Raw genomic sequence first — 23,505 nt, forward strand, 5'->3', positions numbered from 1 at the left:
GGAAATAACTATCTCCTGCAAAACTAAAAGACGGTTTTTCAACATGAATATCTCCGAATTATCACTCAGGCGACCGGTGCTGGCAACCGTGATCAATATTATGATCGTGTTGTTTGGTATCGTAGGCTTTACTTTTTTATCGGTACGAGAATACCCCGCCATTGACCCGCCAATCGTAAATGTTCGCACCTCTTATACCGGTGCAAACTCAGACATCATAGAATCGCAGATAACCGAACCACTTGAAAAAGCGATTAATGGTATCCCGGGAATTAAAAGCATTACCTCATCCAGTACGGCAGGTTCCAGTAATATAACTGTAGAGTTTGACCTGGAAGTATCGATGGAAGAAGCCGCCAACGATGTACGGGATAAAGTGGGGCAGGCTGTGAGAAACCTGCCGCAGGACGTAGATGCGCCGCCGGTGGTAAGTAAAGCAGATGCCAGCAGTGAATTCATTATCATACTGGCGGTGCAAAGCCGCACCAAAGGCCTTCTTGAGCTGAGTGACTATGCAGAGAGTGTGCTAATGGAAAGATTCCAGACTATTAACCAGGTGAGTGCGGTAAACATTTTTGGCCAGAAGCGCTATGCCATGCGCATCTGGCTGCAGCCTGACCGGTTGAATGCTTTCAACATTTCTTTTACCGAAGTGCAAAACGCATTGAACAGGGAAAATGTGGAGCTGCCCTCTGGTAAAATTTCTGGTAGCAATACTGAACTGATCATCCGGACACTGGGTCGATTAACTACCGAAGAAGATTTTGCAGGCCTGATAGTAAGGCAGGATTCTGCAGGTATTGTTCGCCTGGCCGATGTAGCCAAAGTAGAATTAGGTCCGCAGAACGAAGAAGCCAGCTGGAAGTACAATGGTGTAAATGCAGTTGGTCTTGCTATTATTCCACAACCAGGTGCGAATTACATTAATATATCCGACGAGTTCAACCGGAGGCTTGAAGAGCTAAAAGCTGCTGAAAAGTCGGACATCGAAATGAACGTTCTGTTTGATACTACCCTCAACGTAAGAAAATCTCTAGAAGAGGTTAAGGAAACGCTGCTGATAGCTATTGTGCTGGTGGTTTTGGTTATCCTGTTCTTCTTTAGAAACTGGATCATTGCCATTAGGCCATTGATCGATATCCCGATATCACTTGTTGCTACTTTCTTCATCATGTACATGGCAGGCTTCTCTATAAATGTACTTACGCTGCTGGCTATTGTACTGGCTACCGGCCTTGTGGTGGATGATGGAATTGTGGTAACTGAAAACATTTTCAGAAAGCTGGAAGAAGGGATGCCGATAAAGAAGGCGGCACTTCTTGGAAGCCGCGAGATATTCTTTGCTGTTATTTCTACCTCCATCACACTGGCTGTGGTATTCCTGCCCGTAATCTTCCTTGAAGGTTTTGTAGGAAGACTATTCAGAGAATTTGGAGTAGTGGTAGCTGGAGCTGTATTGGTTTCATCAGTCGTTTCACTAACCATCACACCGGTATTAAATGTATACATGCGCCGCAAAAAACCGGGACATGGAAAATTCTACGACCGCACCGAACCTTTCTTCAGAAAGATGGAAAGTGGCTACCGCAATTTTTTGGAGCGCTTCCTGAGAGTAAGGTGGATGGCGTGGGTGCTGATTGGCATTTGTGGTGTTATTATTTACCTGATTGGCAGCAACATAAAAAGTGAGATTGCACCGCTGGAAGATAAAAGCAATGTTCGTTTTGCAGTTACCGGTCCGGAAGGAGCCAGCTTCGACTACATGGTAAAAGTGGGTGAGGATGTGGTAAACTATCTATATGATTCCATTCCAGAGCGTGATTTCGTATTTGGAGCCATCCCCGGATTTGGAAGCTCGGGCCTGAACAGCGGAACGCTCCGCCTGGCCTTGGTACCTCCTGAAGAAAGAGATCGTTCTCAATCAGAAATAGTGAAAGATCTGCAGCGCAAGCTTAGCCGGTTCAATAATGCGCGTATAGTACCTATAGAAGAACAAACCATTTCTGTCGGTGGAGGACGTGGTTCGCAACCGGTGCAGTTCATTATTCAGAACCTGGATTTCCAGAAAATAAAAGATGTGATACCAAGGTTCCTGGATGAGGCTCGTAAGGATAAGACTTTTGCAAATGTTGATGTGAACCTGAAGTTCAATAAGCCGGAACTTCAACTGGAGATTGATAGGATACGAGCAAAAGATCTTGGACTTTCTATTACTGATGTAGGTGGAGCTGTGCAAAGTGCATTTAGCGGTCGGCGGTCTGGCTACTTTACCATGAGCGGAAGGCAGTACGAGGTGATTTCGCAGGTGGAGCGTAGCAACAGGGATGAACCTACAGATATCAACAAGATCTATGTGCGCAATGCAATGGGACAAAACATACCACTGAGCTCTGTTGTGAAGCTGGTGGAAACAAGTAACCCACCAACACTGTTTCACTACAACAGGTTTAAGTCAGCAACTTTCCAGGCATCGCTGGCAGAAGGATATACCATAGGAGATGGCGTTGCGTCTATGCAAGCCATTGCTAATCGCTTGTTGGATGAAACTTTCCAGACATCGCTAAGCGGACCTTCCCGGGATTATGCCGAAAGTTCTTCTAATACAGCTTTTGCATTCGGACTGGCTCTGATCCTCATTTACCTGGTACTTGCGGCACAGTTTGAAAGTTTTACAGATCCTTTTATCATCATGATTACTGTACCACTTGCGCTTGCAGGTGCACTTATCAGCTTGTGGTTTTTCGACCATACGCTCAACATCTTTTCGCAAATCGGGATGATCATGCTCATCGGGTTGGTAACCAAGAATGGAATCCTGATAGTGGAGTTTGCTAACCAGAAACGTGAGCAGGGGATACCGCGGATGCAAGCAGTGCTGGATGCAGCAGCTCAACGTTTGCGGCCAATTCTTATGACCAGTTTGGCTACTGCATTAGGTGCCCTGCCAATTGCTTTGAGCTTTGGTGCGGCAGCTACCAGCCGAATTCCTTTGGGTATTGTAGTGGTGGGTGGTATCATGTTCTCCCTCATCCTTACCCTTTTGGTTATACCTGCAGTGTATACATATATTTCGGGCAAACACAAAAAAAACCACAACAAAGAATACGATGAAGTGAAGATTGAAGAGCGCCTGAAGTTTGAACACACACTGGAAAAATATTAATTAAACTAGAGCGGAAGTATCAGCATATAGAAATGAACAGGACTAAAATTTTTCTTCTTACCTGCCTTTGCAGTTTATGGATGATAGGTGCAGGTGCACAGGTGCTTACGTTGGAGGAGGCTATCAATATTGCGCTTCGCAACAGCCTGGATATACAGATTGCGCGCAACAATGTAGAAGCAAGCGGCATCAATAATCACATCAGCATTGCTGGCGGATTACCTGTTGTAACAGGTTCACTTACTGATAACCAGTCCATCACCAACCTGAACCAGGAATTGACGAATGGACAGAAGATACAGCGTAGAGGAAACGTACAGAACCAACTAAATGCCGGCGTTACCGGCAACTATACATTGTTCAATGGATTTAGGATCCAGGCTACCCGCCAAAGGCTTGAAGCACTGGAAAACCAGAGTGAACATCAACTAAGCCTGCAGATCCAAAACATCATCTCCGATGTAATGGTGAGGTATTATGACATAGTAAGGCAGCAAGGTTTCATGGAAACCATCAGGCAGAGTATAGAGGTTACGCGGCAGAGAAAGGAACTAATGGACGTACGGCAAAGTGTGGGCCTTGCTAACAATGCTGATACTTACCAGGCACAGCTCGATCTTGTGGCAAGCCAGCAAGAGCTGCGGGCACAGGAGCTTGTACTTAACCAGGCCAAAGCCGACCTGATGAACTTGCTTGCCCAGCGGCCAGACAGCAACTACCTGGTACGTGATACTATAGTAGTTGACAGCACTATCATGATGGCAACAGTGGTGGATGCAATATCTACCAATCCTGAACTACGGTCAGCCGAAGAGCAGGTAAGGATCAATGAATTCTTAGCACGTGAGGTAGGTGCCTTAAGGTATCCATCAGTGGGTGTAAGTGCTGGATATAATTACTCCCGTAGCCAGAGCTCTGCAGGTTTTACATTATTGAATCAAAATACCGGTCCTTTTGTTGGTTTGAATGTGCAGGTTCCCATCTTCAATGGAGGTGCTAACCGAAGAAGATTAAGAGTAGCAGAGATTGATACACGCAATGCTAACCTTCAGCGGGAGGTAGTAGTGAACAACCTGGAAACATTAGCCGTACGAGCTTACCAGTCTTACCAGAATACATTAGAGCGCCTGCGCATTGAAAGGGAGAATAACCAGGTGGCCGCAGCTTTACTAAATGTAGTGACCCAAAGATTTCAACACGGAGTAGGAACAGTAATAGACCTGCGTGAAGCGCAAAGAAGTTTTATAGAAGCGGGTTACAGGCTGGTCAATTTATCTTACTCGGCTAAGGTGGCTGAAATAGAACTAAAGCGAATCAGCAGCCAGTTAGGAAGGTAAATACTACGGTTTAAGGTTTGGTGCTTGATAAAAGATCTTCTGTCGGATGGAAAATTGTTGTAGGCCGCACCAATAATTATCATCTAATCGTCTCGAGCCTAACATCAAACCTTAAACATTAAACATTAAACACCTGGTCCTACTTAGCTGCTTCTACATAACCCCAGTTTTCTCCGCGTTTTATTCGTAGGATCTGTGTGTCGGTAATCTTAAACTGTTTCACCAATGTCTTGATTGGCTTTCCCTGGCTAAGCAATTTTTTAAGCAACATTACTTTCGTTATTGTGAGCTTATTCACCTTAGAATTTGGGTTGTAAGAATTGCCTTCTTTCCTGTTTGCTCTTGATGTAATAACATTTGGGCTCTTCTGCTGGTGGAGTATATTTTCTTCAGGTGTCATCCAAGCCAGGTTGTCGCTGCGGTTATTTTGTTTAGCAAAATCAAGGTGCGCCACTATACTATGTTCAGGAGATGGTCTGGGACAGAAGTATTCCGCCACCAGCCTATGAACCAAGGAATGATAGTGTATCACTCTTGCTTGCAGGTCTTTCTCCATATCCCGCCTCAGGTTTAGTTTTAGCCTTTGCAGCAATAGGTTGTTATTCTCCAGTTTCTTTTTCACTTCTACCACCTCATCAGCGGTTATTTTTTTCAGGTTGAGCTGCTTTTTTAAACTACTGTTTTTCTTTACCAGCAGCGTAATCTGCTGGTGCATATTCTCAAAACGCTCTTCTGTTTTTGCATCTCTTGCTTTGTAAAACTTCAGGCGAACAATTTTGTAGCCTTTGATAGTGGAGCCTTTTAGCAATTGCCCTTTGTTGATCTTATTATAAGTTTTTAGCCTGCCATAGTTGGAGACAAGCAATTTGTAATCATTGGCAAAGTTGAAGTTGAACAGTACGGTTTTCCACTGCTCACCTGGTAGATCTTTAAGCATACTATTGTGGGGGTTAATAGTTACTGCTCCAAATATAATAAACTAATACGGTGAAAGAAAGAGTTCAATACCCGACATGTAACAGTTGATTTTATAACGATAGCCAGCTCCTATTGCCTGTAAAGGCTTACCGCGTAACCCAAAAGAACATCTTCATCATTTTGTACAATCAGGTGCAACCACTGCCGTTTATAGTATATGCTGCCACGGTAGCAATGTTTTAAAATCCAATATCCAATTTCTTATGTCTATCCTCAATAAAAAAGTAAAGCGTTTCTACTCTTCGCTATTATATTATTTCGCTCCTATGCAGCTGCCTGCCGGAGCAGATGATAGAATTATTTAGGAAAAAATATTCCAGGTTATGTAACCCCCAATTGATCCTTTCACTTATGGTACCCGGATGCAGGCGACTGCATTTTATAAGTGATGAAACGATGTTTTCATAGGGTACGGATTATAGGAAAGAGGCTGTCTTCAAAAAGGGCAGCCTCAATTTTTTATAGCCAGTGCAGCCTGCATTTCCCTTTCTTCTTTCACCTACATTTGATGAAAACAGCAACTTTGAAAATCATCAGCAAGCTTCCTAATGTAGGTACTAACATCTTCACGGTTATGAGTTCATTGGCCGTTCAACATAATGCGGTTAATCTGGGACAAGGTTTTCCTGATTTCCAGATGAGCGATGAACTGACAGGCCTGGTGAATAAAGCCATGAAAGAAGGCATGAACCAGTACACGCATATGAATGGTTACCCGCTACTGAGGCAAAGGCTTGCTGAAAAGGTTGAAAAATTATACGGCAACCGTATAGGTGCTGAAACGGATATTACCATAACACCCGGTGCTACCTATGCTATATATACTGCACTTACTACAGTGCTACAGCCAGGGGATGAGGTCATTATGTTTGAACCAGCGTATGATAGCTATATTCCTAATATTGAGATCAATGGTGCGGTGCCGGTGCTCATACCACTTTCTTACCCTGATTATTCCATTCCGTGGGACGAGGTAAGACGAAAGATCACTTCAAGAACAAGGGTGATCATGATCAACTCGCCGCATAATCCTACAGGGAGTGTTATCAGTAAAAAAGATATTGAAGAACTGTCGGCCATAGTAGAAGGCACCAACATCTTTATTCTTAGCGACGAAGTGTACGAACACCTAATCTTCGACAACCTGCAGCACGAGAGCATACTGCGCTATCCACACTTATTACAACGCGCTTTTGTTGTATTCTCATTTGGTAAAACCTACCACTGTACCGGGTGGAAGCTTGGCTACTGCATTGCTGCGCCTTATGCTATGAAAGAGTTCAGAAAGGTGCACCAGTACAATGCTTTTACCAGTTTTACGCCTACGCAGGTGGCACTTGCAGAATACCTATCAGATGAAAAAGCCTACCTGGACCTGGGTAGCGAAATGCAGCAGAAACGTGATTACTTCCAGCAACTAATGGATAATACCCCATTCAAAGCGTTGCCTAGCTATGGTAGCTACTTCCAGTGTTATAGCTACAAAGGCATTACGAATGAAGGCGACTTTGACTTTGCTGTCAGGTTAACTAAAGACTTCGGGCTTACACCTATACCTGTTTCTGCTTTTTATAAAAATGGGAAGGACGATAAGGTGCTGCGGTTTTGTTTTGCCAAAAAAGAAGAAACACTTGAGAAGGCGGTAAAACAGCTGGTAAACCTATAGCTTATTATCGTCGTTGCACAAAAAAGCCAGTGATGGTTAGTCACTGGCGGGGTTGATTCATCGAGTTTGCATTAGGGGTGCTTCCTCTGTGTATATCTTACAACTATACGGGTATATAAAAAGTTGAAGTTCCGGTTGCATTCAAACCTAAAAGAAATACTTGCTGAGTACCTTTTTGGTTATGAAGCCTGGTGACGGTTTTAGATCAGGTTCTCTATCAAAAACATCCAAAATAATTAGAATGTTCTGTAATCTCCACCTAATGGTGGAGCTATAGATGTTTGATAAAGGTGTAGGGTTGAAATAAGGTTAGGAGAAAAGGAGCGTCTGTTTCTGCTGTAAAGGTAGAACAGTGGTTTTACGCATCAGATTAAATACTAATTAAACAAGATTAATTAAATGCTTCTTGTTTTAATGAATGTAGATGGTTGCTAATCTCCCTTTGTTTCTACCCGCACCTAACCCTGCCATTCACCATTTCATTCTACCATTTATCAAGTAGCTCATCGCCTTCTATTTTTTCCATTTCACATAAGTATCTGAAAAACAAGCATCTATCTTCTTGTAGAATATTATAGCCTACCAACTACTAAAATAAAGTAGGTACTTTGTATTGCATAGTATTGAAATTCTCTGCATCTTTGTTCTGTTGTTAGAGAACTACTACGCCAACAGATCGTATGGACATTCTCACGCAACCAGGAAAAGATTTAAATAACGAGTTCTTATACAGGAACTAAAACTCCGAAAAATGAATATAGATAACACTCAGAGCCAGATGCGCAAAGGGGTATTGGAGTTTTGCATTTTATCCATCATCAGGCAAGGGGAAGCTTACCCGAGTGATATAGTGGAAAAAATGAAAGCAGCCAATCTAAACATATTAGAAGGCACCCTTTACCCGCTCTTAACAAGGTTGAAAAATGCAGAACTGCTAACCTACCGTTGGGTAGAAAGCAACAGTGGACCGCCCAGGAAATATTTCAGCATGACAGAAAAAGGTCTTGCTTTCTATGGCGAACTGGAAGCCACCTGGAACGAACTGGCAAACGCAGTAAATGCACTTACAGCACCAATATCCGATACTGAATATCCAGCCAACCAACTTTAACCAACTTGCTCCGCCACTGCGGACACAAATTATACGATAATGAAAAAGGTAATAAATATAAACTTCCAGGGCAGGGTGATACCTATTGAGGAAACTGCTTACGACATGCTGAAGCAGTATGTTGATAGCCTGCGCCTGTTTTTTGCCACCGAAGAAGGCAAAGATGAGATCATCAATGATATTGAAGGGCGTATTGCCGAACTATTTGAAGAGGTATTGAAGAAAGGAAGCACCTGTGTAACAGATGCTGACGTAAACAATATCATCAACAGCATGGGTCGCCCTGAAGACTTTGAGGCTGACGAAGAAAAAGTGCATACTAAATTGGGCGAAGAGCAAACTTACCGCTCTACAGCTGGAGACCAAACCTATACTGGTGCTGCTCCGGGTGCTGGTACTACTACAGGTAAGCGTCTTTACCGCGATGAAAACAATAAGGTTTTAGGTGGCGTATGTAGCGGTATAGCTAACTATTTCAATATCGACCCTGTGGTTACCAGGATATTGTTCATCCTTTTTTTCGGGGTTGCTTTTTGGGTATACCTGGTAATGTGGATCGCTGTTCCAAGCAGTTCATCAGTAGTATTGGGTGCACAGCGTAAGCGCTTGTTTCGCGACACTGAAAACAAAATGTTAGCCGGCGTATGTAGCGGTTTAGCACAATACTTCAATGTGCAGGTTTGGATACCTCGTGTGCTTTTCCTTATACCGTTTTTATCAGTAGCATTTCGCTGGGGCAACTGGGGTTTCTGGGACTTCCCACATTTCCTTAGCTTCTCATTCAGCCCTGGATCTATAGTGGTATACATCATTCTTTGGCTGGTTATTCCTGAAGCTAAAAGCGCTGCAGACAAACTAGAAATGAAGGGTGAAAAAGTAGACCTGAACAATATCAAATCTACTATTCAAAGCGACCTTGAAGGTTTTAAAGACAGGGCACAGGCATTTGGCAACGAAGTAAAAGAAAGAGCGCAAGTGATAGGTGAGAACATAGGTGTGGCAGGCGCAAGAGTAGGAGCCGAAGCAGCCAGCGCTACCAAAAGAACAGGCAGCGGCTTAGGACGAGTGATCGTAGTACTCCTGAAGGTGTTTGCGTATTTCATTATTGGTTGTATTGTGTTTGGTATTGTAGTAGGGCTGTTTGCACTAGGTGTTGCGCTTACTGGTTTACTACCTGTTTACTCATACGTACTGGACGACGGTTGGCAGCAGGTGCTGGCATGGGGAGCATTGCTGTTCTTTATCTGGGTTCCGGTGATTGCTATCGTAACTGCTATCATCAGGAGAATTGCAAACAAAAGGGGCGGCAGCAACGTGATCCGTATGTCTTTCCTGGCGCTGTGGATCGTTGGTATCATCTGCTTTGTAAACCTGTTGGTTTCTGTGTACAATGATTTCCGCTCCAGGAATATTCCAAATGAAGAGGTGATCACTTTAGCTAATCCAAGAGTGAATAAGCTGGAAGTGAAAGCTGCTTCTTCTACTAAATATTACAATGAAAGGTGGCTACGTTTTGAACCGTTCGCAGACTTAGATGAGGACAGTGTGTTTGTAAGAAACATCAGGATGCGTATTGTGAAAGCAACCGGTGACAGCTTCCAGGTGTATATGGTGAGAATGGCAAACGGCAGCAACCGTGCTGAAGCCAGCGCAACAGCATCCAGGATAAAATTTGATATCAACCAGATAGACACTGTGCTGGCTCTTTCTAAGGGTATACCTATAACAAGAGATACCAAATTCCGCAACCAACAAGTAATAGTAACTGTAGCTGTACCCGTAGGTAAAAGAATATACATACATGAAAACCTGGGTTGGAACCATGAGAGAATTGACATTGGTGATGATAACTATTGGGATTGGGAGAGAAATGAAGAAACTCGGTCACTCGACTGGAGGTATAACGTGGAGTATGTGATGACTGACAAAGGCTTGGAGCGTGTAGACAAATCATACGATGAAGAAAACCAGGATGGGGAATCTGATGCGCTGGAGCAATACCGCAAAAGCCGCGAACAAATAGAGCAGGAAAGGCAGCAGAAGCTTCGTGAATTGGAAGAGCTGGATAGGGAACTACAGCAACCTGTAGATACACTTACTCCTGCACCGCCTGCAGCTCCTGGGAGCAACGATAACCGTTATCGTTACACTCCCCGCCAGCGCAATGCAAGAACTGCTATCTCTGCCAAAACAACTGAAGAAGAATTTCCTGCAGGTGCACATAACCTGCTTATGATAAACTTACCATAACCTCGGTTGAAGTTGGGAAATAGGGGCTCCGGCTACTCCTGGTTGGAACCCCTCCCTACTTAATTCATTCCTTACATCTTCAATTACATTTTTATGAAACTGGCAATGCTACTGCTTTACGCAGGTACTATACTTATGCCTGTAGGTAGGATACAAAACAATATGAAATGCTGCCAAAAGCAAATGAAAACTTCGCAGGTAAGCATGTCGACAACAAAAAGTGAAACCGGTGCTTCCTCATTTGAAACAGCTGCCACACCTGCTGATATAGTTAGTAAAACTTCACTGCCGATGATACTGGTAATAGAGTAGTAGCCCTAAACGCAAAAAGCTTCGTATGAAAAATAAATTATTTACAGCCTTCCTTTACCTCCTGGCCTTCGCCATTGGTGTTTTGCTGATAGTTATGGTTCTTAATTAATAAACAGAAGAGAGAATACATTATTACACCGCCACTAAGTGTTCTCGTTCAGAGATTTTAAGATGTAGCTGGTTCCTTTCCTGGTGCTGCTGTAGCTTTTCTTCCAATACAGTTGCAAAGGTTTCAAAATATACGATCACATCTTCCCGCATTTTTCTTCAACCACCTAAAGCCTCCCGGAAGTTTTTCCAGCACCTGCCTGTCTTCCAGGTACTCAAGGTTATGGATGTCTGTTGGTGTTAGTCCGATCTCCTGCAGGCGGGTAAGCAGCAGGTCTACAGGTGCATTGGTTACACTGCAATAATCCTCCGCCAGTTCAGTCCATTCGCCAATGCCGGTATGTGCAAATTGTAATATTTCCTGCCGGCTAAAGCTGGTGATCACCTGTAGCAGGTTTCCACAATTGCAGGTGCCGTGGTTGCCCCATGCATAAGGTGCACCGTTGGCTAATTTCTCCGCTGTTTCGCGTAAAGCATTTATAAGCGTGATGTTTGGATAAGCCATAGCAATAATTTTTCTTCTAAACTTTTAGAACAAGCAGGCGCAGTGATTGTTTGGCAGCAACTGTTCCTTTCACTTCTTCGGTAGGTAAAGATGTTATACTACACTTCACCATGTTCTCCTTCTGCATATATAGTACCATTTTGGCTGGAGATACTTTTTACAAAGAGCAGCCATAACACTTTCTTATACTTCTTCTGGCCGTACCAGTTTTTACTGCTTACACTTTTTACCCTCGTGCAGAAGAAATTAGTAAGATACTGGCCTACATTTGCTGCCACACAAATCGTCATATGAAGAATACTCCTTTTACAGAAAAACATAAAGCACTCGGTGCAAAGATGGCTGAGTTTGCAGGCTATAATATGCCCATCAGCTATAGTGGTATAAATGATGAACATGCAGCTGTGCGAAATAATGCAGGCGTGTTTGATGTAAGCCACATGGGTGAATTTATTTTGAAAGGAGAGCAAGCCCTCGATCTTATTCAACGGGTAACTACCAACGATGCTAGCAAACTAACTGCTGGCAAAGCGCAATACAGTTGCCTAACTAATGAGCAAGGTGGTATAGTAGATGACCTGATCGTATACTGCATAGAGGAGAACAAAGTATACATGCTGGTGGTAAATGCCAGTAATATTGAGAAAGACTGGAACTGGATAAGCAAGCACAACACCAACAACGTGGAGATGCACAACGTAAGTGAGAAGACTTGTTTATTGGCAGTGCAAGGTCCTAAGGCTACAGCGATACTTCAGCCACTGACCGAAATGGATATCATGAACCTGAAGTATTACACTTTTGTAAAAGGAGAATTTGCAGGTGTAAAAAATGTGCTGGTAAGTGCCACTGGTTATACAGGTAGTGGAGGAGTGGAAATTTATTTTGAAGATGAGGGTGATAATGCTTCTAAAATTTGGGATGCGATTTTTGAGTCTGGTAAGGACCAGGGATTGAAGCCTATTGGTTTGGGCGCACGTGATACGCTTCGGTTGGAGATGGGTTTTTGTCTTTACGGAAATGATATAGATGACACCACCACTCCATTAGAAGCTGGCCTTGGATGGATCACCAAGTTCACCAAAGATTTTACAGCTCGTGAGATACTTGAGAAGCAGAAGGCTGAAGGTGTGACACGCAAGTTGGTAGGCTTTGAAATGATAGAAAAAGGAATACCGCGCCATGGATATGAAATAGTAGATGCTTCAGGTAACCGCATTGGTGAAGTAACAAGCGGAACACAAGCGCCATCCATTGGTAAGGCTGTAGGTTTAGGCTATGTAGCTAAAGAACATGCAGGCCAGGATAGTAAGATCTATGTGAAGATAAGAGACAAGCAAGTAGAGGCTAAAGTGGTTAAGTTCCCTTTCGCTTAGAACAATAAGACAATAAAGCAACAAGCCTGTGCAGTATTTGTACAGGCTTGTTGCTTTCTATGCTATAGCAGGTCATGTGACTACAGTGGCAGCTGTATCAAATAACTAGGGTTCGTTAGCTAGTTCACCAACAACTTCTTCGCAATCCTGCTTATTAATTTCTGCTTGCCTTTGGCTACTTCATCTTCCAGCTGCAGTGTGGATGTTTCCAGTGCAATATTTGTCACCCTCCATTTGGCCAGCTTTGCCAGTTGTTGCTTTGTAAGCGAAACGCTATAATAAAACCTTTTGGTAGGGTTCAGATCTTTCTCCTCCTGGTGCACCGGCATTTCTAACCATTGGCCATTATGTAGCCGCAGGTAAGCATTATGAAATGGAGTTACCTTACCGGGAACGATAGGAACAAAATCAAAAGTCAGCAGATAAGACGTGTCTCCATCCTCAAGGTGAACCTTACCAGTAACATGTGGATCCACTACATGTATCTGTGTTTTCAGATTTCCGGAGCCTGTCCTGATGGTTGTTATACCAGGAACATCAGTATCTTTTTTCAAGCCGTTTGTGCCACCAAACTTATAGGTGAGGCCAAGGCCTGCAAAGTGATGGATGTCTGATTTTGACCCTGTAGTTACGCCATCTAAATAATCAGTAAAAGCTGATGACAGCCTGTAATCAAGTTGAAGACTTACTTTATTAGTGATGCCATATTTCACGCCTGCACCTACACTTGCCGCATGCCTCACAGGGTGCTCTGTAGTACCGGTATAGTGGTTGAATGATTGATTGTTGTAAACACCCCATTTGCTTTCAAAATCCAGGTTCATGTGTTTGCGCAATGCAGATAAAACTGCAGCACGAGGTTGTTTAAAATCAACAGGGTGTAGGTGGCTGGAGAAATTGTAAGGCTGCATGTTTTCATCAAGAGCATCCACTCCTATATCGGCATGAAGCAGGCTATAGCCGATGTAGCCATATAGCTGCAATGGCTTTTTGCTTCCTATAAGTTTTTGAAGATTGGTAGAGGCTATCGCCTGCGCAGAAACCTGGTGAAGTTTTGTACGGTAGTTAGCAACAAATGGCATATCGCTGCCGCCATAATAGTTCACCCACGGATCGTATGGCGACTCCCACGACATCCGGCTTACTTTGCGGCGGCGGTAATCAAGACCATAGTTTATACTTCGGGTGTAGTCAAGCCTGGCAGAAAATGTTTTTGAAATTGTTCGCGTTAAAGAAACCCCGCCACCATATCCACTGCTTGCTGGTATATCACCTGTTATAAAGGATGTTCCTCCATATGCTCCTATTTCCCAATGTTGTTGTTTTTTCTTCTTCACTTGTGCGGTTAGTACTACAGGGAAGATCAAAGGAATACATACGCTGAATATAGCAATTGCTTTAGCGGGGGAAACACAAGCAGATACTTTCATAGCAGTCAGTTTGTTGGTAATAAATAAGAAATACTGGAAAACACGGTGACGCTTGTTTCTCCAGTTTATGACCAGCAATCTTAATTTTCTGAGGTGCTTTTAGTAGGTTGTGAGGTTGCCATGCATAACCTGCCTTGTTACAGGAGGTGCAGAAAGAGGTTCAAATATAATATGAGAAACAGATAGCAGTAACATTATTTATATGAATCGCAGCTGGCTGTAGTTATAACTGCTGCTGCCAAAGAGTGGTAGGAAAATCTAATACTATACCACGTGAAGCATGTAGATGTTTGAGACCGCTGAATAGGTGGCTCTTACCTCAACTTTATCCTTTTACAAATCTTCTAAAACCAGCAATAGCGGGCATAAGATTATAACCAGTTTTTATACTAACACAAGATGGTAAAGCGTTATTCATAACGTATGAAGAACTACTACCAGACACTTGGAGTAAGCCCATCTGCCACACTTGATGAGATCAAAGTTGCTTATAAACGCCTATCTAAGAAAGTGCACCCGGATGTGAACTGGGGTGATAAGATCTTCGAAGAGCTTTTCAAAAATATCAACGAGGCTTACCAGGTGCTGTCTGATGAGGAGCAACGCCGTGAGTACAACCGCAAATACAACCATTTTTTCTTTGCTGCCTCTCATCATTATTTACGCGAAGAAACACCCATGCAGGCACAGCAGGTGCGGCAGATGTATCCGCCGAATAATAAGCTGAAGAGAAAGATTATTTTGAATGGTGTGATATGCTTGCTGATGTTGTTTGCTTTCGTGGGCGTAAATGCATTGATATTTGAGAATGAAGAAAAGCCGGTAGCAGAAAGCTTTCATTCAAATAGCCAGGTAGCTGTGGCTGAAACACCTCCCGCTAGTGCAGTGGCTGCTGTTATAAAACCTGCAGTGTTAGAAGTAGTAACACCTGTGGTTGAAACTAAATTGAAAGAAGTAGTTCCGCCTGTAGCTACCGAGGAAGTAACGGAAGTAGAAAAAACAAAACCTGTAAAACAACTGGAAGCAAAACCTATAGAAGCAGTGAAAGAAGTGGTGCCGCAGGCGGCAGTAAAGAAGCCTGCTGCAAAACAACAGTGGAGCGAACAGGAAATGCTGGATGTAGTAGAAAAAATAAAAGCTGAAAAGGCTAGAACAGGAAGTAAGGCAACATGTATCCGCCTGCATCAATCGAGCAATAGTAATATCAGTAATGGCTTTTCCATTGCCAGCTACTTGCAGATGAATAATTTTTCCATTGCAGGCAGGTTAACTACAGCAAAAGCCACAACAGGTGTAGGTATTGATTTCACTGCTGATTGTATAGTAGTAACAATAGGAAATGTAGCACGTTAGAATTTCATGCTACTGCAGCAATTCATCTATCGCTTTTTGGTAATTATTAAATTGAAATGATGTGATCGCCTGCTTCATATTAGCCGCAATCTGTTCATTACACAAGTTACCAATGCTGCCTTCGTGCGTATGTTCCAGCTGGGTCGAATAAGTAAATTCTCCACCTTCTATTGCCAGTCCTACTTGTTTGTATGCATCCCTGAAAGGCACACCCTGCATCACCAGTTTATTTACTTCTTCTACGCTGAATAAATACTGATATTTTTTATCCTCCAACAGGTTTTGCTTCACCTCCATATTACTGATCATCAAACCTGCCATTTCTATACAATTGCGAAGTGTAGTGAACGCAGGAAACAAATGCTCTTTCAGCAATTGCAGATCGCGATGATAACCGGATGGAAGATTGGTTGTCATCATCATGATCTCGTTTGGTAAAGCCTTCAGCCTGTTGCAATGACTTCTTATCAGTTCAAACACATCAGGGTTCTTTTTGTGCGGCATGATAGATGAGCCGGTAGTAAGTTCAGCAGGGAAAGAGATAAGATCAAAGTTCTGGTTGAGGTACAGGCAAGCATCCATAGATAAACGTGCAATGGTATCGGCAACATTTGCCAAAGCACTTGCTACAATGCGTTCTGCTTTTCCTCTTCCCATTTGCGCATACACTACATTGTAGTTGAGGTCTGCAAAACCTAGTAATTGAGTGGTAAATGTTCTGTTGATAGGAAACGAAGAACCATAACCAGCAGCAGAGCCAAGTGGATTTTTATTCACCACATCATATGCTGCTTTGATTGTGATGATATCATCAACCAAACCTTCTGCATAAGCGCCAAGCCATAAACCAAATGATGATGGCATTGCAAGTTGCAGGTGCGTGTAACCTGGTAATAGATGTGCTTTCAGTTCTTCGCTTCTTGTATTCAGCAGGTGAAAAAATTCTTCAATAGCGACAACAGTTTTTTCTATTTCAGCGCGTAAAAAAAGTTTTATATCAACCAGCACCTGGTCGTTACGGCTGCGTGCAGAATGTATCTTTTTCCCTACATCACCCAGCTCTTGCGTAAGCTGGTATTCCACCTGCGAATGAACATCTTCAATACCTTCCTGTATAGCAAAAGAACCAGCCAACACCTGCTCATAAATTTTCCTTAGTTCTGCTACTAACTGATCCGCCTCTTCATTGGTAAGTAATCCAACTGTAGCAAGCATTTTCGCATGTGCAATATTTCCCAGTACATCGTATGGTGCCAGTTGCAGGTCAAAGTCACGATCGTTGCCTACAGTAAAACGTTCTACTTGTTTGGCAACATCAGAAGCACCGGCAGTATCTTTTTGCCACAGTTTCATATTCGTTCAGGTTGGTTTTTGTAAATGAGATGAAGTATGCTTAATCACTACAGCACCTTCTCCAGCATTTTTATATATCCTTCTATACCGTCTTTTATTTCGTGCAGGTAAATGAATTCATCAGCTGTATGACTACGTGCACTATCACCTGGTCCACACTTAAGCGAAGGAAAAGGCATAAGCGCTTTATCGCTGCTGGTAGGTGAGCCATAACAAGTTTTACCTAATGCTATTCCTGCCTGTACTATAGGATGTGTAACATCAATAGCAGTAGAACGCAGGCGCATACTTCTCGGCCTGATCTCGCTTTGTACATGCTGGCTGATAATGCCAAAAACTTCTTCGTGTGTATACGCATCTGTTACCCGCACATCCACTACATACCTGCACTGCGATGGAACTATATTGTGTGCCTTGTTCTCTGTTTCTATCACCGTCACATTCATCTTCACTGGTCCCATCCATTCACTAATTTTTTCAAACTTGTAACTGCTGAACCATTCAATATCTTTCATTGCTTTATACAGTGCATTGTCTCCTTCTTCTCTTGCTGCATGACCAGCACGGCCATGTGCAATGCAGTCAAGCACCATCAAGCCTTTTTCTGCAACTGCAAGGTTCATCAAAGTAGGTTCGCCTACTATGGCAAATGCAGGTTCATTATCACCCATTGTTGCTTTGAAATCTTTATTCCCTAAAAGTGCTTCAATACCATTATAACCACTTATTTCCTCTTCGGCTGTAGCTGCTAGCAACAGGTTGTGAGAAAGGTTCGGGTGATCATAAAAATGAAGGAAAGCAGCGATTAAACTAACCAGGCAACCACCTGCATCGTTGCTGCCTAATCCATACAGCTTTTCATTTTCTACAGCAGGTTCAAAGGGATCCTTCGTGTATTGTTTATTTGGATGCACCGTATCGTGGTGAGAGTTGAGCAGTATAGTAGGCTTTGCAGGATCAAAATATTTATTGACAGCCCATACATTGTTCAGGTTGCGGTTTGAAGCAATCCCATGCTGCTCAAGAAATGATGCAATAGCGTCAGCAGTAGCTTCTTCATATTTAGAATAAGAAGGAATACTGATGAGTTGCTTCAGCAAGAGAACAGCTTGTTCATATAGTTGTTCAATGGTCATTATGCAGTTATCAAAGTGCCTGTTGTATTATCAGAAGTATTTGCCACAAGATCATTCGCATCTCCTATCAACACTTCCTGTACACCTGCGTCTATGGCTGCAAATGCATTTTCAAGTTTTGGAAGAATGCCTTCAAAAAGTTTCTGCTCATCCAGCAATTGTTGATACTTCTGCTTGTTGATGTGCGTGATAACAGAGGTCTCATCATCTACATTTTCAAGCACACCTTTCTTTTCAAAACAATACAGCAATCGCACATCATATTCTTTAGAAAGTGCCACAGCAAGTGATGAAGCTATGGTATCAGCATTAGTGTTGAGTATATGTCCCTCACCATCGTGCGTAAGTGGAGCGAACACAGGAGTTAGCCCTATATCTACAAACAGTGTTACCCATTCAAAGTGAACATCGTCGGCTGTTACATCGCCTACCCATCCAAAATCAACTTCTTTTACCGGTCGCTTTTTCGCAGGAATAATATTGGCATCAGCACCTGTAAGACCGATAGCATTTACACCTTTGGCTTGCAGTGCAGCAGTGATCTTTTTGTTCACCAATCCTCCATACACCATGGTTACAAGATCAATGGTTGCATCATCTGTTATCCTTCTGCCATCAACGTAGTTGGGCTGAATATCTAATTGCTCACCAATCTTGGTTGCTATTTTACCACCACCATGAATGAGAATACTAGCCGCATGTACACCAGCAGAATGTTGCGACTTTAGAACCGATGCATATAGTTCAAGGAAATGATCTAGCCTGGCTGCATCATCTATGATGTTGCCACCAATTTTTATGATGAATAATTTTCTTCTTGCTGCTTCAGTTTGCTTTTCCATATTTCTGCTGTGGGCTAATGTTGATAGTGTAAGTGGTAAAAATTACCTGCTTAATATTTCGCTTATTACAGCCTGTGCTGCCCATACACGGTTGCTTGCCTGCTGCGTTACAATGCTGTTGCTGCTATCCAATACTTCATCGCTCAGCTCTACATTTCGGCGAACAGGAAGGCAATGCATTACACGTGCATTATTGGTAAGTTGTAAATGTTCTTCAGTAAGCATCCAGCGCGGATCATTCTCATAAATCTTTCCATAATCGTTGAAGGTGCTCCAATTCTTTACGTATACAAAATCAGCTCCTTCAAGCGCTTTCTTTTGATCGTGCATGATTGTAGCTCCCTTGGTAAACTGTTCATCCAGTTCGTAATCTTCAGGATGCGCAATCACAAAGTCTACCTTACCCCACGCTGTCATCCATTGCGAAAATGAATTGGCAACACATTGCGGCAATGGCTTTACATGCGGCGCCCATGTTAGTACCACTTTAGGCCGGTTAGCAATAGATGCTTCAGCCGCTCCGTGCATTTGCTCTTGTATAGTGATAACATCAGTAAGTGACTGCAATGGATGAAGAGTGGCACTTTCTAAACTTATAACAGGTACACCTGCATACTTTATAAATTGGCTGATGAACATTTCGCTGTAGTCATCTTCCCTGTTTTTAAGTGAAGGAAAAGTACGTATAGCCAGTATGTCAAAATAATTCCCAAGTATGGGTGCAGCGTCTTTTACATGCTCAACAGTACTGCCACTCATTATGGCGCCTTCTTCAAATTCAAGTGCCCAACCTTCTTTATCTACATTAAAAACGATCGGTTCCATGCCCAAGTTTTGCGCCGCTACCTGTGTGCTTAATCGTGTTCGCAAACTTGGATTTAAAAACAACAAGCCAATGCGTTTGTTAGCACCCAGCTGCTTATCGGCAAAAGGGTTGGCTTTGTAATGAAGTGCCTTTTGTACCAGCGCTTCTATATCTGTTACATCGTGTACAGAAAGAAAGTTGTTCTTAATAATGTTTGACATGTAGTGGTAGTAAAGAAGCTTTTGATTTAGGAAATGTGTGCTGCGGGTGTGGGTTGAAGTGAAGCAATGGCTGTTTTTAATCCTTCTAGAAACTGGTCAGCTTCATTTCTTGTAAGTGCAAGTGAAGGCAATAATCTTATGACGTTTGGCTTTGCTTCACCCGTAAATATATGTTGTTGTTGAAGGAGTATTTTCTTCAGATCTTTTATCTCTTCTGGTACATCAAATCCAATCATCAAACCTTTACCTCTTACATTTTGTATGGCTGGTATTTGCCTAAGTTGATCCAGCAGGTAATCACCGGTTTCTATTGCATTTGAAATCAAATCTTCCTGTGCTATCACTTCTAGTACAGCCAGCGCAGCCGCACATGCTAAATGGTTTCCACCAAAGGTGGTACCGAGCAGAAAGTGCTTTGGTTGTATGTGCGGGGCTATTAGAATACCTCCAATCGGAAATCCATTGCCCATGCCCTTTGCCATGCTATATACATCAGCCTGCACACCGGCAAGATCGTGTGCAAAAAAAGAACCGCTACGACCAAAACCATCCTGCACACTATCGGCTATAAATACTGCATTGTATTGATCGCACAACCTTCTTATTGCTTGTAAGAATTCATCTGTTGCTACCACTATTCCTCCTACACCCTGGATGGCTTCCAGTATAACAGCACATACTTCTTGTCCATGCTCAGCAAAGCATTGCTCTAGTGCAGTTACATCATTGTAAGGAAGAAAAATAATGTTGTCGGTTTCATTGATAGGAGCCACTATGTTCTTGTTGTCGGTAGCGGCTACAGCAAGCGATGTACGACCATGAAATGCTTTGGTAAAAGCAATGGCTTTTCTCTTGCTAGTATAAAAAGATGCAAGCTTCAGTGCATTTTCATTTGCTTCTGCACCACTATTCACCAGGAACAACTGGTAGTCATTTTTACCGGAAACTTCAGCCAGCTTATCAGCCAGTTGTTGTTGTATGGGAATTTTTATGGAATTGGAATAAAAAGCAATTTTATGTAGCTGCTCCTCTATCCGCTTCACCCAGTGTGGATGCGTGTGGCCGATGCTGATCACTGCATGACCACCATACATGTCAAGATACTGTTCATTATTTTCATCCCAGACAAAAGAGCCTTGCGCTTTTGTGATGGTGATGTTGTTGAGCGGGTATACGTCGAAGAGAGTCATTGGTGGAATTGTATAAGTTGTGAGTTGTAGGTTGATAGTTGTAAGTAGGAATCAATGGCAGTCTTTATTTATAGGTGATATAAGCATTGCTTTTATCTCATTTTATTATTGGTTAAGCAGGTCTTATAATTATGCATCTCTACTATAGACTCATAACTTGTTACCTACTACTTCCAACTTGCTAAAAGAAATTCGCCTTTAATCGCAATCCTGCTTTTTCATCTAATCCAAACATCAGGTTCATGTTTTGGACAGCCTGTCCTGAAGCTCCTTTTAATAAATTATCTATGATAGAATGCACAACGAGTTTTGTTCCTACTTTCTCTAATTGAATAAAGCATTTGTTGGTGTTTACCACTTGCTTTAAAAAAATAGGCTCATTGCTGACAAACGTGAATGGATGCTCTGCATAATATTCTTCAAACAGTTCATGCACCTCTTGCTGAGTAAGAGGGCAGTTGAGTTGTGAGCTGATAAAGATGCCTCTTGTAAAATCACCTCTCCATGGAACAAAGCTGATGTCAACATCTTGCTTTACCTGCAGCTGGTGAAGTGACTGGCTGATCTCTCCAAGATGCTGGTGCGAAAGCGTTTTATAAGCCTGTACATTATTTGCTCTCCAGCTAAAATGGCTGGTAGCAGATAATCCTTGTCCTGCACCAGTGGAGCCGGTTATGCCTGTAGTGTATACCTCTGTTACCAATCCTGCTTTAGCCAAAGGCAACAACCCAAGTTGTATAGCTGTAGCAAAACAACCCGGATTGGCTACATTGGTTGCTGATATTATTTCTTGTTTATTCAATTCAGGAAGGCCATATACAAAACTCCTTTCTTCATTGAATGCTGCGTTTGCACTAAGCCTGAAATCATTTGAAAGATCAATGATCCTGGCACTTTTAAATGCATCAATATTTTCCTGCAAAAACTTCTTCGCATCACCATGACCCAGGCAAAGAAATACTACATCTACATTATCAGTAAAGGTGGAAGAAAATGCAACAGATGTTTCACCAACCAGGTCGCCATGCACAGCATGTACAGCTTTGCCTGCATTGCTTTTACTATGTACATAAGTAAGTTCAGCATTAGGATGATTGATCAATAGCCTGATCAATTCCCCTCCGGTATAGCCGGCACCACCTATGATACCTACCTTAATCTTTTGCATCTAAACTATCTTTTACCTGGTAATAAATCGATGTCTGGTTGCCAAAGATCTTGCTGAAGCCTCTTACGTCTTCACCTGTCCAGCCATTGTTCATTTCACCATAGCTACCAAACTGGCTGTTCATCAGGTCATAGTCAGATTCTATTCCAAGCACCACAAAGCGATAAGGCATCAAGCGAACAAATACATCGCCCGTTACATGTAATTGTGCGTGCTCAAAAAATGCTTCTATATCTCTCATTACCGGGTCAAGTATCTGGCCTTCGTGCAACCAGTTGCCATAGAACAAAGCAAGTTGATCTTTCCAGTTCAATTGCCATTTGGTAAGCACATGCTTCTCTAACGTGTGGTGAGCTTTGATGATTATCATAGGTGCAGCAGCTTCAAAACCTACACGACCTTTGATGCCTATTATAGTATCACCCACGTGTACATCTCTGCCTATACCATAAGGTGCTGCTATACTTTGCAAATATTGTATAGCATGAACAGGTTGTTCAAATTCCTGGTCATCCACACCTTTCAGCTCACCTTTTACAAAGTGTAGTTTAATATCTTGTTCCGTGCTGGCAGTTACCTGCGTAGGCCATGCTTCTTCAGGCAACATGCCATTGGATTTCAGCGTTTCTTTTCCACCAACACTTGTGCCCCACAAGCCTTTGTTGATAGAGTACATCGACTTCTCGAAGTTCATTTCCACATTACGGCTCTTCAGGTATTCTATCTCTTCTTCACGGCTTAGTTTCAGGTCGCGGATAGGCGTGATGATCTTAATGCCGGGGATCATAATGTTGAAGATCATATCGAAGCGTACCTGGTCGTTGCCGGCACCAGTGCTTCCGTGTGCTACGGCATCTGCCTGCATCGTTTCTACATGATCTGAAATATGCAGTGCCTGTATCAGTCGCTCTGCACTTACACTCAGTGGGTAAGTATTATTTTTTAAAACATTGCCAAATACCAGGTACTTGATAATGGTATTGTAATAGCTTTCTACCGCATCAACAGCAGTATGTGTTTTTACGCCCAGGTCATAGGCATGCGTTTCTATTTGCTTCAGTTCATCTTTGGTGAAGCCACCCGTATTTACAATGATGCTATGCACATCATAGCCAGTTTCGGTTAAGTACTTCACGCAAAATGAAGTATCTAAACCACCACTAAAACCAAGGACAACAGAAGGTGATGGAGTTGACATTTT

18 protein-coding genes are annotated in these 23,505 nt (G+C 42.7%); 8 read left to right on the top strand and 10 right to left on the bottom strand.

Annotated elements, in window-relative coordinates; translation table 11 throughout:
- Nucleotides 1–43 precede the first annotated feature (43 nt).
- The gene (locus tag J4N22_RS19460) at nt 44–3,163 is read left to right on the top strand and encodes an efflux RND transporter permease subunit (RefSeq protein WP_207497250.1); all 3,120 of its coding nucleotides are present in this window, start codon (nt 44–46) and stop codon (nt 3,161–3,163) included.
- A 32-nt stretch (nt 3,164–3,195) separates the two neighbouring features.
- On the top strand, nt 3,196–4,500 hold the full coding sequence (locus J4N22_RS19465) for a TolC family protein (protein ID WP_242692304.1): 1,305 nt from the start codon (nt 3,196–3,198) through the stop codon (nt 4,498–4,500).
- A gap of 139 nt (nt 4,501–4,639) precedes the next feature.
- Here J4N22_RS19465 and J4N22_RS19470 read toward each other — a convergent pair whose 3' ends face one another.
- Nucleotides 4,640–5,437, bottom strand: coding sequence for an HNH endonuclease (locus J4N22_RS19470; RefSeq protein ID WP_207497251.1), 798 nt, complete (start codon nt 5,435–5,437; stop codon nt 4,640–4,642).
- Between the two features lie 549 nt (nt 5,438–5,986).
- On the opposite strand from J4N22_RS19470, the gene J4N22_RS19475 reads away from it, so the two are divergent.
- From J4N22_RS19475 to J4N22_RS19490, 4 genes are all read left to right on the top strand, one after another.
- On the top strand, nt 5,987–7,144 hold the full coding sequence (locus J4N22_RS19475) for a methionine aminotransferase (RefSeq protein WP_242692305.1): 1,158 nt from the start codon (nt 5,987–5,989) through the stop codon (nt 7,142–7,144).
- A 751-nt stretch (nt 7,145–7,895) separates the two neighbouring features.
- Nucleotides 7,896–8,255 carry a PadR family transcriptional regulator gene (locus J4N22_RS19480; RefSeq protein WP_207497252.1) on the top strand — a complete coding sequence of 120 codons (360 nt, stop codon included), beginning with the start codon at nt 7,896–7,898 and terminating at the stop codon, nt 8,253–8,255.
- A gap of 39 nt (nt 8,256–8,294) precedes the next feature.
- Complete coding sequence (locus J4N22_RS19485) at nt 8,295–10,505, top strand: PspC domain-containing protein (RefSeq protein ID WP_207497253.1); 2,211 nt, start codon at nt 8,295–8,297, stop codon at nt 10,503–10,505.
- Between the two features lie 93 nt (nt 10,506–10,598).
- Nucleotides 10,599–10,817 carry a hypothetical protein gene (locus J4N22_RS19490; protein WP_207497254.1) on the top strand — a complete coding sequence of 73 codons (219 nt, stop codon included), beginning with the start codon at nt 10,599–10,601 and terminating at the stop codon, nt 10,815–10,817.
- Nucleotides 10,818–11,049: 232 nt separating this feature from the next.
- Here J4N22_RS19490 and J4N22_RS19495 read toward each other — a convergent pair whose 3' ends face one another.
- Nucleotides 11,050–11,430, bottom strand: a complete 381-nt coding sequence (locus tag J4N22_RS19495; RefSeq protein ID WP_207497255.1) for a hypothetical protein — start codon at nt 11,428–11,430, stop codon at nt 11,050–11,052.
- A 290-nt stretch (nt 11,431–11,720) separates the two neighbouring features.
- On the opposite strand from J4N22_RS19495, the gene gcvT reads away from it, so the two are divergent.
- Nucleotides 11,721–12,806, top strand: coding sequence for a glycine cleavage system aminomethyltransferase GcvT (gene gcvT / locus J4N22_RS19500; RefSeq protein WP_207497256.1), 1,086 nt, complete (start codon nt 11,721–11,723; stop codon nt 12,804–12,806).
- A 119-nt stretch (nt 12,807–12,925) separates the two neighbouring features.
- Here the strand turns inward: gcvT and J4N22_RS19505 are convergent, their stop codons facing one another.
- Complete coding sequence (locus tag J4N22_RS19505) at nt 12,926–14,236, bottom strand: outer membrane protein (protein WP_207497257.1); 1,311 nt, start codon at nt 14,234–14,236, stop codon at nt 12,926–12,928.
- A gap of 423 nt (nt 14,237–14,659) precedes the next feature.
- Between J4N22_RS19505 and J4N22_RS20170 the strand changes: the two genes are divergently transcribed.
- Entirely contained in the window at nt 14,660–15,589 is a 930-nt protein-coding gene (locus J4N22_RS20170) for a J domain-containing protein (protein WP_207497258.1), read from the top strand.
- 9 nt (nt 15,590–15,598) lie between these two features.
- Here the strand turns inward: J4N22_RS20170 and argH are convergent, their stop codons facing one another.
- The 7 genes from argH to J4N22_RS19545 all read right to left on the bottom strand — a co-directional run bounded on the left by argH (nt 15,599) and on the right by J4N22_RS19545 (nt 23,502).
- The gene (argH, locus tag J4N22_RS19515; RefSeq protein ID WP_207497259.1) at nt 15,599–16,942 is read right to left on the bottom strand and encodes an argininosuccinate lyase; all 1,344 of its coding nucleotides are present in this window, start codon (nt 16,940–16,942) and stop codon (nt 15,599–15,601) included.
- Between the two features lie 47 nt (nt 16,943–16,989).
- Complete coding sequence (locus J4N22_RS19520; RefSeq protein ID WP_207497260.1) at nt 16,990–18,078, bottom strand: M20 family metallo-hydrolase; 1,089 nt, start codon at nt 18,076–18,078, stop codon at nt 16,990–16,992.
- A complete protein-coding gene (argB, locus tag J4N22_RS19525; RefSeq protein WP_207497261.1) occupies nt 18,078–18,920 on the bottom strand; it encodes an acetylglutamate kinase in 843 nt (280 codons plus the stop codon). The genes J4N22_RS19520 and argB overlap by 1 nt, the downstream gene beginning before the upstream one ends.
- A 42-nt stretch (nt 18,921–18,962) precedes the next feature.
- Nucleotides 18,963–19,946, bottom strand: a complete 984-nt coding sequence (locus J4N22_RS19530; protein WP_207497262.1) for an N-acetylornithine carbamoyltransferase — start codon at nt 19,944–19,946, stop codon at nt 18,963–18,965.
- Nucleotides 19,947–19,972: 26 nt separating this feature from the next.
- Nucleotides 19,973–21,136: an aspartate aminotransferase family protein gene (locus J4N22_RS19535; protein ID WP_207497263.1), complete on the bottom strand. Its 1,164-nt coding sequence runs from the start codon at nt 21,134–21,136 to the stop codon at nt 19,973–19,975.
- A gap of 181 nt (nt 21,137–21,317) precedes the next feature.
- Nucleotides 21,318–22,304: an N-acetyl-gamma-glutamyl-phosphate reductase gene (gene argC / locus J4N22_RS19540; RefSeq protein ID WP_207497264.1), complete on the bottom strand. Its 987-nt coding sequence runs from the start codon at nt 22,302–22,304 to the stop codon at nt 21,318–21,320.
- A complete protein-coding gene (locus J4N22_RS19545; RefSeq protein ID WP_207497265.1) occupies nt 22,291–23,502 on the bottom strand; it encodes an argininosuccinate synthase in 1,212 nt (403 codons plus the stop codon). Before J4N22_RS19545 ends, argC begins: the two co-directional genes overlap by 14 nt.
- Nucleotides 23,503–23,505 lie beyond the last annotated feature (3 nt).

Source organism: Aridibaculum aurantiacum, assembly GCF_017355875.1.
GTDB lineage: Bacteria > Bacteroidota > Bacteroidia > Chitinophagales > Chitinophagaceae > Segetibacter > Segetibacter aurantiacus.